Origin of the sequence: Saccharopolyspora antimicrobica (genome assembly GCF_003635025.1) — a bacterium.
Lineage (GTDB): Bacteria > Actinomycetota > Actinomycetes > Mycobacteriales > Pseudonocardiaceae > Saccharopolyspora > Saccharopolyspora antimicrobica.
In genome coordinates this window covers 7,467,503-7,482,095 of record NZ_RBXX01000002.1, presented here as the reverse complement: position 1 = coordinate 7,482,095, position 14,593 = coordinate 7,467,503, and the positions used below count along the sequence as shown (strand labels likewise).

Sequence of the window (14,593 nt, the reverse complement as noted above, 5' to 3'; positions counted from 1 at the left end):
GTTCTGAGCCATTGTCGTGATCCAGAACGCCTGTTCGGTCGATAGCCGCCGGGATACGCTTCCTCCCGCTGGGAGACGTGGCGTTGGGGAGATGAGTGGTGGCGGCGGTACCGCAGGAAGAGCAGGTCCGGGGAGTCGGCGATGCCGAGCTGATCGACGCCGTGCGCGGCGGTGACAGCGCGGCGTACGGAATCCTCTACGAGCGCCACGTGGGCGCGGCGCACGCGATGGCCCGGCAGGTCACCAAATCGCAGGCCGAGGCCGACGACGTGGTCTCCGAGGCGTTCGCGAAGGTGCTGGGCCTGCTGCGGGACGGCCGGGGGCCGACCGACGCCTTCCGCGCCTACCTGCTGACCGCCGTGCGCCACGGCGCCTACGACCGGGCGAACAAGGCGAAGCGGACGCAGACCGTCGACGACGTCGAGACGGTGCCCAACATCGACATCAGCCAGCCGTTCCGCGACGTGGCGGTGGAGAACGAGGAGCGGTCGCTGATCGCGGAGGCCTTCCGCCGGCTGCCCGAGCGGTGGCAGATGGTGCTCTGGCACGTGGAGATCGAGGGCGAGTCGCCGTCGAAGGTCGCACCGATGCTGGGCATGACGGCCAACGGCGTGTCCGCGCTCGCCTACCGGGCGCGCGAGGGGCTCAAGCAGCAGTACCTCCAGGTGCACCTGATGAAGATGGCCGCCGAACCCGACGCCTGCCGCTCGGCGATCGACCGGCTCGGCGCGTGGACCCGCGAAGGCCTGTCCAAGCGCGAGACGGCGCAGGTCAACAAGCACCTGGACGACTGCGACCGCTGCGCGGCGATCGCGGCCGAGCTGATGGAGATCAACGGCGCGCTGAAGGTCTTCATCGCGCCGATCGTGCTGGGCGGGACCGCGACGGCGACCGGCTACCTGGCCGCGTCGGGCAGCGGCCTGGTCGGCGCGGGCGTGATCGGGGCGGTGCGGTCGAACCCGCGCAAGAGCGTGGCGGCCGGAGGCGCGGTGCTGGCCGCGCTCGCCGCGCTGGGCATCGCGCTGGCCGCCAACCAGACCGACCCGCCGCCGCTGGCCGCCGCGCCCGTCGAGCCGGAAAGCCCGGAGCAGCAGCAGGTGCCGGCCCAGAGCCCGCCTCCGCCGCCGGCGGCAGCGGTGCCTCCGGTCGCCCCGCCGCCCGCGGTGCCGACGGAACCAGCGCCGGAGCCTGCTCCCGAACCGCCGGTGGAGGAGGGCACCCCGCTGCTCCCGCTGCCGCTGGTCCCGCCGGACGCGCAGCACATCGCCGACGTGCGCGCGGAGCTGTCCCTGCCGCTGTTCCGGCAGGTGGGCGCGGTGGTCGAGCTCGACGTCGACCGCGACCAGGTCCGGCTGGAGGCCGACGTGAACGCGGGGCGGCCGCGCTAGTCGCCACCGGGACCGGTGCGGCCCGCACCGGTCCCGCCTAGTCCTCCGCCGGGATCCTCTCGTCCCGGTCGGGCGGCACACCGTCGAAGCCGTTGGCCCAGTAGCGGCCGCGCAGCGACAGGTCGAGGAGCATGCCGGTGACCTCCTCGGGCGAGAGCTGCGGCGGATCGCTCTCCAGCCACCAGCGCATCACCGCGATCTGCTCGCCCACCCAGGCGCGGGCCAGCACTTCGACGTCGATCCTCGGCGACACGCCGTGGTGCTCGGCCCGCGTTCGGAAGATGTGCGCGGCTGCGGCGGTGCGCGCGTCGGTGAACTCCCGGAGCGCTCGCCCGTCGCCCTCCCCGCGCAGGATGACCCGGTAGACGTCGCGTTCGTCGAGCGCGTGCCGGAACAGCTCCAGCACCGGCTTCCCGGTGAAGCCCACCGATGAGGTCGGCACCAGCGGCAGCAGCCGCGCGTGCAACTCCTCCAGCAGGTCGGAGGTGACGCGGCTGAGCAGCGCGTCCTTGTCCGCGTAGTGCTTGTAGAAGGTCGCCCGGCCGAGATCGGCGCGCTCGGTGATGTCCTCCACCGTGACGTGGGAGTAGCCGCGTTCCAGCACCAGGGACACCAGGGCGTCCCGCAGGAGGCGGCGGCTGCGGCGGCTGCGCCGGTCCTCGGTCGACATGACAAGGCCTTTCGTGGTTCGGCTTTCCGGCCGGTCAGTTTACCGGCCCATTGACAGGCCGTGAGTTAGTAGACATCGTGTCTCTTATTGGTCGATGTGGCGAAGACCTTGGGAGTCGGCATGAACCTGGGCAGCTACCTCACCCGCAGCAGCAGCTTCTGGCCGGACCGGGAGGCGTTGGTCTGCGGCGGCCGGCGGTGGACCTACCGGGAGCTGGAGGCGCGCACGAACCGGCTGGCTTCGGCGCTGCTCGCGCGGGGGATCCGCCCGGGACAGGCGGTGGCCACCTTCGCCGGGAACTGCGCCGAGCTGGTGGAGACCGAAATGGCCCTCTGCAAGGGCGGTTTCCTGCGAGTGCCGATCAACACCAGGCTCGCGGCCGGAGAAGTCGGGCACGTCCTGGCCGAGGCCTCGGTCCGGGTCCTGTTCGCCGACACCGCGAACGCCGAGGCGGCGCGCGAGATCGTGGACGGCGCCGGGCTGGCGTGCGAGGTGGTCGACTACGACGGCGACTACGCCGACCTGCTGGCCGCCGGTGCGGAGGATCCGGTCGCGGTGGAGGTCGCCGAGGGCGACCCGGCGGTCCTCAACTTCACCTCCGGCTCGACCGGGTCGCTGAAAGCCGCGGTGCAGACGACCGGCAACCGGCTGGCGAACATGCGCAAGCGGCTGATGACCCCGGAGCGCCGACCGGAGGAGGCGGAGCGCTACCTGGCCGCCGGGCCGATCACCCACGCCACCGGGATGGGGCTGCTGGCGGCGTTCGCCCGCGGCACCAGCGTGGTGGTACAGCCGCGCTGGGACGCCGGGGAGTTCCTGCGCCTCGTCGAAGCCGAGCGGATCACCTCCACGTTCCTCGTACCGATGATGCTGAACCTGGTGCTTTCGCACCCGGACCTGAGCACTGCGGACCTGTCCTCGATGACCTGCCTGCGGGTCGGCGGCGCACCGGTCTCGCCGCAGCGGCTGCGCGAGGCCGTCGCCGCCTTCGGGCCGGTCGTCATGCAGGGCTATGGGCAGGTCGAGACCACCAGCGGGGTCACCGTGCTCACCGCGGAGGACGTCGCCCGCGGCATCGCGGAGGACCCGGAACTGCTGTCCTCCTGCGGTCGGCCGGTCTACGACACCGAGGTTCGCGTGGTGGACGACGGCGGCGACCCGGTGCCTGCCGGTGAGCTCGGCGAGGTGGTGGTGCGCGGCCCGGACTGCGTCCGCGAGTACTGGGGCGAGCCCGAGCTCAGCGCCCAGACCTTCCGCGACGGCTGGGTGCACACCGGAGACATCGGGTACCTGCGCGCCGACGGCTACCTGTTCATCGTGGACCGCAAGAAGGACATGATCATCTCCGGCGGGTTCAACGTCTACTGCAGCGAGGTCGAAGCCGCGCTCTACGAACATCCGGCGGTCTCGGAAGCCTGCGTGGTCGGCGTCCCGGACGAGACGTGGGGCGAAGCGGTGAAGGCCGTCGTCGTGACCCGCGAGGCGGTGTCCGAAGCCGGCCTCATCGAGTTCTGCGCGACGAAGCTGGCCCGCCACAAGCTGCCCAAGACGGTGGACTTCGCCGCCGGTCTCCCGGTGAACCGCAACGGCAAGATCGACCGGCGTGCGGTGCGCGACCGCTACTGGACCAGCAGCGACCGCAAGGTCCACTGAGGAAGGACAACCATGTCGTTCACGCTCACCCCGGCCTATGACGACGACCCGCGCCTGGCGGATCTTGTCGGGCGGTTGCGCGACTACCTGGGCGGCGAGCTCGCGGAGTACGAAGCCGAGCTCCGGCTCACCCCGGAAACGCGGCTGAGCCGCGACGTGCTGGAGCCGGTCTGGAAGCGCAGTCGCGAGCTCGGCTTCTACGGCATCCACCTGCCGGCGCGGTTCGGCGGGCAGGGGCTCTCGTTCACCGAACTGGCCGCCCTCAAGGAGGAGATCGGTGCTTCGGGGCGGGTCCTGTCGCACTCCGTGCTCGGCGACATGGGCGGGCCGCTGCGCGCCGGGTCGATCTTCGAGTTCGCCACCGAGCACCAGCTGGAGAGGTACCTGCTGCCGGTGATCCGGGGCGAACGGGCGTGCTGCTTCTCGCTGACGGAGGAGGACGCGGGCTCGGACGTGCGCGCGATGCGCACCACCGCGACCCCGGACGGCGAGGGCTGGCGGATCACCGGGCACAAGGTGTTCTCCTCAGCCGGGCCGTTCGCGGACTTCTCCGTGCTGGTGGCCCGGATGGCCGGTGCCGAGGAGTCCTACTCCGCGTTCCTGGTCGACCTGGACTCGCCGGGCTGCGCGGTGCTCGACGGCCAGACCCCGATGTCCGGGCAGCACATCGAGAGCGACATCGTCCTGGAGAACTGCTACGTCGGCCCGGAACAACTGCTCGGCCGCGTCGGCGACGGCCTGCGCGTGGGGCTGGGCCGGGTCACGGCCAACCGGCTGCTGCACTGTCCCACGGTGCTCGGCAACGCGCGGCGCGCACTGCAGCTCACCGTCGATTTCGCCAAGAACCGGCACGCTTTCGGCGCGCCGCTGGCGGCGTTGCAGTCCGTCCAGCACAAGATCGCGGACCTGGCCACCACCTACTACGCCGCGCGGAGCATGACCTACGACGCGCTGGCCGCGCTCGACGCGGGCGCCAAGCCGCGCACCGAGGCGTTCATGTGCAAGCTCTTCGTCGCCGAGAACGCCTTCCGCATCGCCGACGAGGCGGTGCAGATCCACGGCAAGGCGGGGCTGGTGCACGGCAGCGAGGTCGAGTGGCTGTTCCGCAGGCTGCGCATGTTCCGCATTCTCACCGGTTCCTCGGAGATCCAGAAGAACGGCATCGCCAAGGAGCTGCTCACCACCTGACCGGGCCACTTCCCCTGGAGCGACGATGAAGTCCTCGAACCTCGACACCCCGGCCGACCCCGCGGAGAAGTCCGACCGGCGCGCGTGGGCCGTCATGGCGATGCTGCTGGTCTTCATGCTGATCAACTACGCGGACAAGGCCGTGCTCGGACTCGCCGCCAACCCCATCATGCGGGAGCTCGGGCTGAGCCATTCCGAGTACGGACTGCTGGCGAGCTCGTTCTTCTTCCTGTTCAACATCTCCGCGGTGGCCTTCGGGTTCCTGGCCAACCGGTTCCCGACGAAGTGGCTGATGTTCGGCATGGCGCTGGTGTGGGGATTCACCCAGCTCCCGGTGGTCGCCGGGGCCGGTTTCGCCGCGCTGCTGGTCAGCAGGATCGTCCTGGGCGCGGCGGAAGGACCCGCGCAGCCGGTCGCGATGCACGCCGCCTTCAAGTGGTTCCCGAACGAGAAGCGCAGCATCCCGAGTTCGCTGATCTCCGGTGGCGGCGGGCTCGGCGGCGTTCTGGCCGCACCGCTGCTCACCCTGGTCATCATCAACTTCGGCTGGCGCTGGGCCTTCCTGTCGCTGTTCGTCGTCGGCGTCCTCTGGTGCGCCGTCTGGGCGGTGGTCGGCCGCGAGGGCACCGCCGACCGCGCGGCTGCGCCGACCGGCGCGGAACCGGAGCCGGTGGAGAACTTCCGCGTGCCCTACCACCGCATCCTGCTCAGCGGGACCTGGTTGGCCGGGTTCGTCGGCGCCTTCGGCGCCTACTGGACCTCCGCGCTGCTGCTCGCGTGGGTGCCGTCCTACCTGGAGACCTCGCTGGGTTACAGCGCGGTCGCCGCCGGTGCCATCGTGACCGCGCCCTGGGTGCTGAAGACCGTCGCGACCTTCGGACAGGGTGCCTTGACGCAGTGGCTGATGCACCGCGGCGTGTCCAGCCGGGTGTCGCGCGGCATTCTCGGTGGCTGCGCGGTGTTCCTGGCGGGCGCGGCGATGCTCCTCGCTCCGTTCGTGACGCACCCCGGACTCAAGATCGCGCTCATCACCGTCGCCTTCAGCATCGGCGCCGTCAAGTTCGCCATCGGCCAGACGATCAACGCCGAGATCACCCCACCGGCCCAGCGCGGCGCGGTGCTGTCGATGACCGTCGGGCTGGTGACGCTGGCAGGTCTCGCCGCGCCCTACGTGACGGGCCGGATCGTCGAATCGGCGGCCGATCCGGCCGCGGGCTTCGCGATGGCGTTCGCCATCCCGGGAACCCTGATGCTCATCGGTGGCCTGCTGGCCTTCGCCTTCGTCCACCCCGAACGCGACGCGCGACGATCGCCGCGCACGGGCGCCACGTCGGCCGGCAGGCGCACCCGAGCCCGACCGGTTCGTGACCTCAGCGCACCAGCCTCCGGCACTTCAGCGGATCGGTAGTCGGGTCCGGCTTCCAGCAGCAGCACCCGCTCACCGCGTGCGGCGGACCGGGCGGCCAGCACCGCACGGCCGACCCGCGGCGCCGACCACGATCAAGTCCCAGCCGTTGGGCATCGTCGACTCCTGACGTGTTGCGGAGTTCGTCGTGGTCGGGCCGGGCGGTCGAGTTCAGCGGTCACCGCGGGCGACTGCGCAGAAGTGACAGCCCGGCCCTTAGACGTTCGCCGTCGAGCGGACTGCCTACGCCGCAGCCGCTTCCTCGGCGCGTGCCGCCGAGCTTCGGCGTGCTGCCAGGGCGGCCACCAACGTCGCCGCTGCGCCGAACACCGCGCTGATCCAGAAAGCCCGGTGGGCCTGAGCAGCATCGCCCACCGCGAGCCCGGCCGCGGCCGGGCCGGCGATGGCACCCAGGTTGAACGCCGTGGTGGCCAGCGCACCGGCGATGCGCGGAGCGGTCGCCGAGGCCGAGGACACGATCGAGGCGATCACCGTCGAGCCCACCCCGAACGATCCGGCCCCGGTCACGAGCGCCAGCACGAGCACTCCGGGCAGGGTGTGCGCGGAGAGCGCGGCGAGCACCCACAGAGCGGTCACCACGACCGCGCCACCGGTGATGATGCGGCGCGCGTACCGGTCGCTGCAGCGGCCCGCGATGGTCACGCCGAGGAACGAGCCGATGCCGAACAGCGCCAGCGCCGCCGGAACCCAGGCACTCCCGGGTGCGGACACCGCCGTGGTGATCGTGCCCAGGTAGGTGAACCCGGCGAAGGTCGCCGCGTTGACCAGGACGCCGAGTCCGATCACGACGAGGAGACGTCGCTGCGCCAGCACCCGCCACTCTGTCCACACCGGCGCGGAACTCCCGCCGCGCCGGGCCAGCGCCGACGTCGTCGGCCACAGCACGACCAGCGCCAACGCGCTGAGCGCGGCGATCGCCCAGAACGCCGACTGCCAGCCCCACAACTGGCCGACGACCGTTCCCGCGGGCACTCCGGCGATGCAGGCGATCGTCACGCCGGACAGGATCACGGCGGTGGCCCGGCCCACCAGTGGTGGGCGCACCAGCGTCGGCAGGCTCGCCAGCACCACGGCCAGGAATCCCGCGTTGGCCACCGCCGCCACCAGCCGGGTTCCCAGCAGCACGGCGAAGTTCGCCGTCATAGCACCGACGACGTGGCACAGGGCGAACAGCGCGAGGAAGCCCATCAGCGCCACCCGGCGGGGGACTGCGCTGGCGGCCATCGCCATCGTCGGGGCGCCGATCACCATGCCCACGGCGAACACCGACGTCAACAGCCCGGCCTCGCCGAGCGAAACACCGCTGTCCGCGGCGATGTCCGCCAGCATCCCGGACAGCATGAACTCCGACGTGCCCTGCGCGAACACCGCGGCAGCGAGCACGAAAACCACGAAAGGCAACTGAACCTTCTCCCGAACACCGAGGCACACCCTGCGGGCACGGCGAAGAGGCCGCGCGTGGGCATGCGTGGAAGTGAAAAGACGATCCGCGGGCGAAGTCGAGCACCGGCGATCAACGCGAGAAGGCGTTGCGCCGTGGCATGCTGCTCCGCCGCTCAGCGCGAGTGCTGAGCGGCTACCGTCTGGACGCCTCGGGGGAGTTCACGCCGCAGACCATACAGCACCGGCTGCGGCGGTCGCACCGGGGTTTTCGCTAGCGGACATCGGCGGTCGAGGCCGCCGTGGCTCCGCCCGGGGTGGCGAATCCGACGAGCACCTTCGCCGGGGCGCCGTCCAGGACTGGGATCCGCACGGTCCGCTCGCCGTGCCCGTCGACGTCGAGCCGGTGGTCGGCCAGGACCGCGTCGTTCGCGTCCAGCACGAACAGGTGGGCTCTGCCCGGCCCGTTCACGTCGAGTTGCGCGTGCACCTCGCGCTGCTGCGCGCGGGCGCTGGTGATCCGGGTGGCCGAATCACCGGCCGGGGGAGCGCTGCCGAGCGACGTCTTCAGCCGAACCGATTGCGCGACGCTCCATGGCGAGTCCACTGAGGACAAGGCATCCAGCGGGAGCACCGGCGCGGGCGGCGGAGCTGGCTCGTCCGCCGGCCGGTCCTGCAGGACCGCGCGGCCCCAGCGGTACGGATCGCCCTGCACACCGTCCCAGGTGGACCAGCCGATCCGCGACTGGCCGGTCAGGTCCTGGGTGTCGGAGTCGTAGACCAGTACGTTCAGCCCCAGCCGCTGCGGATCGACCGAACCCGGCAGCGCCCGCAGCGGGATCGCCAGCTCCACGGTGTAGCCGCCGTCGCGCGGCTTCGAAGCGATCTCCACGCCGGGTGCGGTCTGCGCACCCGGGCCCTGGTGGTTGTCGGCGTCCCTGGCGTAGCAGGGCGCGCCGGAACCGCTGGTCCTCGGCAGCACCGCGACCTTGAACGTGCTCGACGTGTTCTCCGAATCCGCCTTTGGGTCGATGGTGATCTCCACGGAGTCGGTGCGCCAGTGGCGCTTGCAGTCATCGGCGGCCAGGAGCGCGCCCGGCTGATCGTCCACGACGTCGACCAGCGCGTGCAATGTCCCGCCGTGCCAGGAGAATCTGGCGGTGGCGGAGCAGTCGGTGGCGGCGCACTGCTCGCCTTCCCACAGCGACGACGCGTCCAGCGGCGCGCCCGGGTACTCCTGCGGACCGGCTTCGCCGTCCACCACGGGAGGCGTCGCGGCCTGCGGGATCGTGGTGGACGGGACCAGTTCCAGAGCAGCGGTGCGCTGCGCGGTCGTGCCGTCGTCGGTGCGGGTGATCAGGGTGTACGGATGATCGCCGCCCTGCACGCCGGTCGACATCTCCGGGTCGGTGCTGCGGACGGTGAAGGTCAGCACGGCCTCCTCGCCGGGAGCGAGTTCGCCGAATCGCTGCACGGCACCGAGCACCTCGAAACCCGGAGGTGGTACGAATTCCACTGCGCCAGAACGGGTTCGGCCGCTGTAGTTGTGCACAGCGGCGCGAACCTCTTGCACGCCGAGTGCCGGGACGGTCTGCACGAGCGGGACCTTGTTCTGGAGCAGGGAACCCGAGGCCCAGCGCTGGAACTCCGCGACACCCGGCAGCGGAACCTGCTCGGCCACGACGGGCGGTACGACGTCCAAGCGCAGCTCGGCCTCCGCACGGCCCTGCTGCGATTCGACCCGCACCGGAATCCGGACTCGCTCCGGCCGGTGCTGCTCGGGCACGACGACCGACAGATCGGCACGCGCGATGGCACCCGGCTCCAGCGGCCCGAACGCCCCATCGCCTCGAACTTCCCATTCCGGCGGCAGTTCCAGCTCGATCCGGCCCGCCTGCAACGCCGCGTCCGGAGGTGCGGTCACCTCGACGCGAACCTCCGCTCGCTGCCCGGGGACGACCCGCGGCTCCGCCGTCGCGACGAGCCCGGTGCCGACCGGCAGACCGCCGGGAACCGGCAGCAGCGCACCAAGCAGCGGCGCCTCGGCGCCCTGCGCACCGGGGACGTGCGGCGCGCGGTTGGCGATCTCGGTCAGGTGGTCGCACCCGACCTGCGCGGGATCGTCCGGGATGTCCGGCCGCGACGCCCAGCCCTGGCTCCGGTACTCCCGTTCGGCGACGCGCTCCCGCTGCTCCCAGTTGGTCTCGCCGCTGATGCCGTGCACGTAGTACTCCGGACCGGGCGAATCCGCCGGAGTGCTGCGCTGCTCGCACTCCGGCCCGCTGACCTCCTCCTCGGCTCCGGCCGCGTTGGACAGCACCCGCCGCGTCGCCCAGGTGGTCAGTCCCTCGTCTAGCTGCTCCGGGAACGCCGCGGGGTCGGCGGCCTGGCGGTGGGCCTCGATGGCCAGCCGGGCCGCGTACTGGTGGTTTCCGTGGTTCCCGGGCGTGGGCGCGGGATCCATGGTGATCACGACCTCGGGCCGGGTCTGCCGCACGACCCGCACGAGCTTGCCCAGCACCTCGTCGTGGTTCCAGGCCTGTTCGGTCAGCGGTGCGCTCACCGTGTAGTACAGGTCGGGCTCGTCGAGGTTGTAGACGTCGGTGATGCCCGGGCCGCCGACGGCGCGGCGCTCCTCGCCCTCGCGCAGCAGCCCCAGCGCGGGCCCTTCCTCCGGCCCGACGGCGTTCCCGCCGCCCTCGCCGCGGGTGATGGTCACGACGCCGGTGCGGATCTGGTGGTCGTGCCGCCACCGGCCGAACGTCGACAGCAGCGAGGCCTCGTCATCGGGATGCGCGCCGATGAACAGCACGTCCAGATCCGAATCGGAACCCGGGGCGGCACCGGCCGGTGCCAGGGGAGAGCCCAGCACCGCCACGAGCGCGACGACCGAAGCAAGACGAACCGCTGCCACCGACCCACTCCTCGGAAGAGACGATCACGCGAACCCGACCCTGGCACGACCGCGATCACCGCGCACGCGCCAACACCGCACAGCGCACGAGATCCCACCGTCCGGAAATCTTTCACCACACTCGATTACTTCAGTGTTGAATGAAATGAATGGTGTGACCGGAACCGGAACCTGGTGCGGCATGCCACTGCGCCGGGTTCACGCTCAAGGGTGGACAACCACGCGAACTGGCCGCTGCGGTGCGCACCGCAGCGGCCAGCAGCGTGACGCTCTCGCTGCCACTGTGACGAAACGGTTGATCAGCGGGTTCGACGCCGGGCTGCTCCGACCCGCCGTCGTCCACAGTGGAGTGCTGTTATGCCTGGACTTCGGAGCGGTCTTCGGACCAGAGGGTGTGGAAGGAGCCTTCGCGGTCGGTGCGGCGGTAGGTGTGGGCGCCGAAGTAGTCCCGCTGGCCCTGGGTCAGCGCAGCCGGGAGGCGGTCGGCGCGCAGGGAGTCGTAGTAGGCCAGCGCCGCTGCGAAGCCCGGGGTCGGCACGCCCTGGCTGATGGCCGCTCCGAGGACCGCTCGCCAGTCGTGCTGGGCTTCGGCGATCTCGGTGGCGAAGGTCTCGTCGGCCAGCAGGCTCGGCAGGTCCGGGCGGGCGTCGTAGGCGGCGCGGATGCGGTCCAGGAACGCGGCGCGGATGATGCAGCCGCCGCGCCAGATCGCCGCCACCGCTCCCAGGTCGATGTTCCAGTCGTACTCGGCGCTGCCCGCGGCGATCTCGTGGAAGCCCTGCGTGTAGGACACGATCTTCGACGCGTACAGCGCCTGTTCCACCTGGTCGGCGAACGCGTCGGCCTCGGCGCCGCTGAGCGGTTGCGCGGTCGGGCCGGCCAGGCCGCGGGAGGCCTCGCGCAGCGCGGTGTGGCCCGACAGCGACCTGGCGAAGACCGCTTCGGCGATCCCGGAGACCGGCACGCCGAGTTCGAGGGCGAGCTGCACGGTCCAGCGGCCGGTGCCCTTCTGCTCGGCCTGGTCGGCCACCACGTCCACGAACGGCTTGCCGGTGGCGGCGTCCACGTGCGAGAGCACTTCGGCGGTGATCTCGATCAGGTAGGAGTCGAGCCTGCCGGTGTTCCAGGTGCGGAACACCTCGGCGATCTGGGCGGGGGAGTACCCGGCGACGTCGCGCAGCAGCTGGTAGGCCTCGGCGATGAGCTGCATGTCGGCGTACTCGATGCCGTTGTGCACCATCTTCACGAAGTGGCCCGCCCCGTCGGGCCCCACGTGCGTCACGCAGGGTGCGCCGTCGGCGGCCTTGGCGGAGATCTTCTCCAGCAACGGGCCCAGCGACGCGTAGGACTCCGCGGATCCGCCGGGCATGATGCTGGGCCCGTGCAGCGCGCCCTCCTCACCGCCGGAGATGCCGGTGCCGACGAAGTGGATGCCGCGCTCGCGCAGCTCGCGCTCCCGGCGCCGGGTGTCGGCGAAGTGCGCGTTGCCGCCGTCGATGATCACATCGCCGTCCTCCAGCAGCGGCGCGAACTCCTCGATCACCGCATCGGTGGGGTCCCCGGCCTTGACCATGATCACCAGCCGGCGCGGGCGTTCCAGTGCGGCGACGAACTCGGCGGCCGTTTCGGCGCCGATGAACTCGCCCTCGTCGCCGAACTCCTCCAGCAGCGCCCGGGTCCGCGACGCGGTGCGGTTGTGCACCGCGACCGCGTAGCCGTTGCGCGCGAAGTTGCGCGCCAGGTTGCGGCCCATGACCGCGAGCCCCGTGACGCCGATCTGCGCTGACGTGCTCATAGGAAGTCTTCCGTTCTCGTTGTGCACGGCGGAATCCACCGACACCGCCTGGTTGCGGGATTGGCGTTTCGAAGTATGTCGCGGATGGGTGCGCGGCGTGGGTGGCCGCGACAATTCTCAGCCAGCGGACGCCGCCGTGCAGGGAACGGGCGCAGCAGCACCTTGGAGGCGACGGCGCGGTTCCCGGCGATGTCGAAGGCGGCGGTGGCCTCGGACAGCGGAAAGGTGTGGGTCAGCACCGGCCGATCCGCGGGCAAGAGAGTCATCGAGGTCAGCGGCCTCGCGGCCGAGATCGAGGCGAATCGGCTGATCATCGAGGACTGACCGGTGCGTCGCCGGGAACCGGCGGTTCCCGGCGACGCGGCCGCTAGTGCGCCCGGTGGCGCAAGAGGGCGATGGCGAGCACGGCCAGCATCGCTGTGGTGATGGCCGCCGCTGCGGAAACCGCGTTCAACCCGCCGGTGTAGGCGTCTCGCGCGAGTGCGAGGAGCTCACCGGCGAGGTCGCCGGGCGTTTGCCCGGCCGCGGTGATCGCACCCGCCATCGTATCGGCGGCGCGGTCGGCGGCCTCGGGCGGAATGCCCGCCGGCACCGAGCCCGCCATCTCACCGCGGTAGGCGAGGGCACCGAGACTGCCCAGCCCGGCCGTTCCCACGGCCACTCCGAGCTCGGTCGTGGTCTCCGACATCGACGCCGCCGCACCGGCCTTGCCGGGTGGGGCGGCGCCGACCGCCAGGTCCGTGCCGAGCACGTCGGCGGGCCCGGTGCCGAAGTAGGCGATGGCCAGGCCCACCACCACTCCGGCCAGCCCGGCGGGGCCGTCGACCTGGGCCAGGACCGCGAACCCGGCCGAGGAGACCAGCAGCCCGGCGCCGACGACGTAGCCGGGCCTGATCCACCGGGCGGCCACCGGTGCCAGCATCGAACTCGCCACCAGCGCCGCGGCTGCGGGCAGCAGCCACAGAGCGGCCCGCAGCGGCGAGAGCCCGTCGGCCATCTGCAGGTACTGCGCGACGAACATCGTGATCCCGCTCGTGGTCGCCGCCCCGAGCAGCAGCACCAGCAGCGCGGTGCTGAAGCCCCGGTCGGCGAAGAGCCGGAGGTCGAACAGGGGATCGGTCAGCCGCCGCTGACGCCGCACGAACAGCGCTCCGGCGACCAGCCCGGCCACTAGGGCCAGCACCACCGTCGTGGTGCTGCCGCCCCTGGCCAGCTCCTTGAGGGCGTGGACGGGCGGCAGGACGGTGGCCAGCGACAAACCGACGCTGAGCAGGTCCAGGCGACCGGCGTCGGCGGCGCGCTGCTCGGGCAGCAGCGCGGGCCCGGCCACCAGCAGCAGCACCATCACCGGCACCGCCAGCAGGAACACCGAGCCCCACCAGAAGAACTCCAGCAGCGCGCCACCGGCGACCGGCCCGACCGCGATACCGGCCATGAATGTGCTCGACCACCCGGCGATGGCGATCCGGCGCTGCCGCGGATCGCCGAACATGGTGCTGATCAGGGCGAGCGTGCTGGGCATCAGGGTGGCGGCGACGGCGCCGAGGACCGCTCGGGCGGCGATGAGCATCCCGGCGCTGGTCGAGAACGCGGCAACCACCGATGCGGCGCCGAACCCCGCGGCACCGATCAGCAGGAGCCTGCGGTGGCCGATCCGGTCGCCCAGAGTTCCTGCGGTGAGCAGGAAACCGGCGATCGCGAAGCTGTAGACGTCGGTGATCCACAGCAGTTCGACGCTGGTGGCGCCCAGTGCGGCGGTCAGGTGCGGGAGCGCCAGGAACAGCACGCTCATGTCCAGCGCGACCAGCAGGGTGGGCAGGCTCAGCACGGCCAGGCCCAGCCATTCCCGCAGGCCGGCCCGGGGCGGCGAGGATTTCGTGGCAGAAGACGACATGCGTACTCCGTCGAAGCGGTGGCGCGCGAGCGGCGCCACGCGGACCAGGACAGGTGGCTCCGCGGAACCACCGTGCGGTGCTTCGACGTCAGCAGCGGACGCGTGGAATCACCGGCCCTCGGCCGGTGCGGGAGACGCCTCGCGGCGTCAGCTCAGGCCACGACCCGCCTGCGACGAAGAAGCACAGGTCAGAGCCATGCCGTTGACCACGACCGCCAAGCTCGTCCTCCCGCTCTCAACACTGGTCCGAGGTGCCAACATGGCACGTCACCGGCTGACCCGCAA

The 14,593-nt window shown here is 71.5% G+C and carries 10 protein-coding genes; 5 read left to right on the top strand and 5 right to left on the bottom strand.

Annotated elements, in window-relative coordinates; all coding sequences use genetic code 11:
- Positions 1-98 precede the first annotated feature (98 nt).
- Positions 99-1,388: a sigma-70 family RNA polymerase sigma factor gene (locus tag ATL45_RS35400; RefSeq protein ID WP_143121563.1), complete on the top strand. Its 1,290-nt coding sequence runs from the start codon at positions 99-101 to the stop codon at positions 1,386-1,388.
- Positions 1,389-1,425: 37 nt separating this feature from the next.
- Here ATL45_RS35400 and ATL45_RS35395 read toward each other — a convergent pair whose 3' ends face one another.
- The gene (locus tag ATL45_RS35395) at positions 1,426-2,058 is read right to left on the bottom strand and encodes a TetR/AcrR family transcriptional regulator (protein WP_093147098.1); all 633 of its coding nucleotides are present in this window, start codon (positions 2,056-2,058) and stop codon (positions 1,426-1,428) included.
- Positions 2,059-2,178: 120 nt separating this feature from the next.
- Here ATL45_RS35395 and ATL45_RS35390 point away from each other — a divergent pair, with 120 nt between their 5' ends.
- The 3 genes from ATL45_RS35390 to ATL45_RS35380 are packed head-to-tail and all read left to right on the top strand — an operon-like array spanning position 2,179 to position 6,307.
- Positions 2,179-3,711 (top strand): AMP-binding protein, encoded by a 1,533-nt coding sequence (locus tag ATL45_RS35390; RefSeq protein WP_093147096.1) that lies wholly within the window; start codon positions 2,179-2,181, stop codon positions 3,709-3,711.
- A gap of 12 nt (positions 3,712-3,723) precedes the next feature.
- Entirely contained in the window at positions 3,724-4,899 is a 1,176-nt protein-coding gene (locus tag ATL45_RS35385) for an acyl-CoA dehydrogenase family protein (protein WP_093147094.1), read from the top strand.
- A 25-nt stretch (positions 4,900-4,924) separates the two neighbouring features.
- Positions 4,925-6,307, top strand: a complete 1,383-nt coding sequence (locus tag ATL45_RS35380; RefSeq protein ID WP_093147093.1) for an MFS transporter — start codon at positions 4,925-4,927, stop codon at positions 6,305-6,307.
- Positions 6,308-6,547: 240 nt separating this feature from the next.
- Here the strand turns inward: ATL45_RS35380 and ATL45_RS35375 are convergent, their stop codons facing one another.
- From ATL45_RS35375 to gnd, 3 genes are all read right to left on the bottom strand, one after another.
- On the bottom strand, positions 6,548-7,717 hold the full coding sequence (locus ATL45_RS35375; RefSeq protein WP_246025902.1) for a Cmx/CmrA family chloramphenicol efflux MFS transporter: 1,170 nt from the start codon (positions 7,715-7,717) through the stop codon (positions 6,548-6,550).
- A 262-nt stretch (positions 7,718-7,979) separates the two neighbouring features.
- Positions 7,980-10,619 carry a sugar-binding protein gene (locus ATL45_RS35370; RefSeq protein WP_093147090.1) on the bottom strand — a complete coding sequence of 880 codons (2,640 nt, stop codon included), beginning with the start codon at positions 10,617-10,619 and terminating at the stop codon, positions 7,980-7,982.
- Positions 10,620-10,974: 355 nt separating this feature from the next.
- Positions 10,975-12,414, bottom strand: coding sequence for an NADP-dependent phosphogluconate dehydrogenase (gene gnd, locus ATL45_RS35365; RefSeq protein WP_093147088.1), 1,440 nt, complete (start codon positions 12,412-12,414; stop codon positions 10,975-10,977).
- A gap of 189 nt (positions 12,415-12,603) precedes the next feature.
- Between gnd and ATL45_RS40110 the strand changes: the two genes are divergently transcribed.
- Complete coding sequence (locus ATL45_RS40110) at positions 12,604-12,738, top strand: hypothetical protein (protein WP_256258288.1); 135 nt, start codon at positions 12,604-12,606, stop codon at positions 12,736-12,738.
- Between the two features lie 43 nt (positions 12,739-12,781).
- Here ATL45_RS40110 and ATL45_RS35355 read toward each other — a convergent pair whose 3' ends face one another.
- Positions 12,782-14,308 (bottom strand): MFS transporter, encoded by a 1,527-nt coding sequence (locus tag ATL45_RS35355; RefSeq protein WP_093147087.1) that lies wholly within the window; start codon positions 14,306-14,308, stop codon positions 12,782-12,784.
- Positions 14,309-14,593 lie beyond the last annotated feature (285 nt).

Coding starts and splice junctions, on each gene's coding strand:
- gnd (WP_093147088.1), bottom strand. CDS start 12,414: ATGAGCACGTCAGCGCAGATCGGCGTCACGGGGCTCGCGGTCATGGGC.
- ATL45_RS35390 (WP_093147096.1), top strand. CDS start 2,179: ATGAACCTGGGCAGCTACCTCACCCGCAGCAGCAGCTTCTGGCCGGAC.
- ATL45_RS35355 (WP_093147087.1), bottom strand. CDS start 14,308: ATGTCGTCTTCTGCCACGAAATCCTCGCCGCCCCGGGCCGGCCTGCGG.
- ATL45_RS35385 (WP_093147094.1), top strand. CDS start 3,724: ATGTCGTTCACGCTCACCCCGGCCTATGACGACGACCCGCGCCTGGCG.
- ATL45_RS35380 (WP_093147093.1), top strand. CDS start 4,925: ATGAAGTCCTCGAACCTCGACACCCCGGCCGACCCCGCGGAGAAGTCC.
- ATL45_RS35395 (WP_093147098.1), bottom strand. CDS start 2,058: ATGTCGACCGAGGACCGGCGCAGCCGCCGCAGCCGCCGCCTCCTGCGG.
- ATL45_RS40110 (WP_256258288.1), top strand. CDS start 12,604: ATGTCGAAGGCGGCGGTGGCCTCGGACAGCGGAAAGGTGTGGGTCAGC.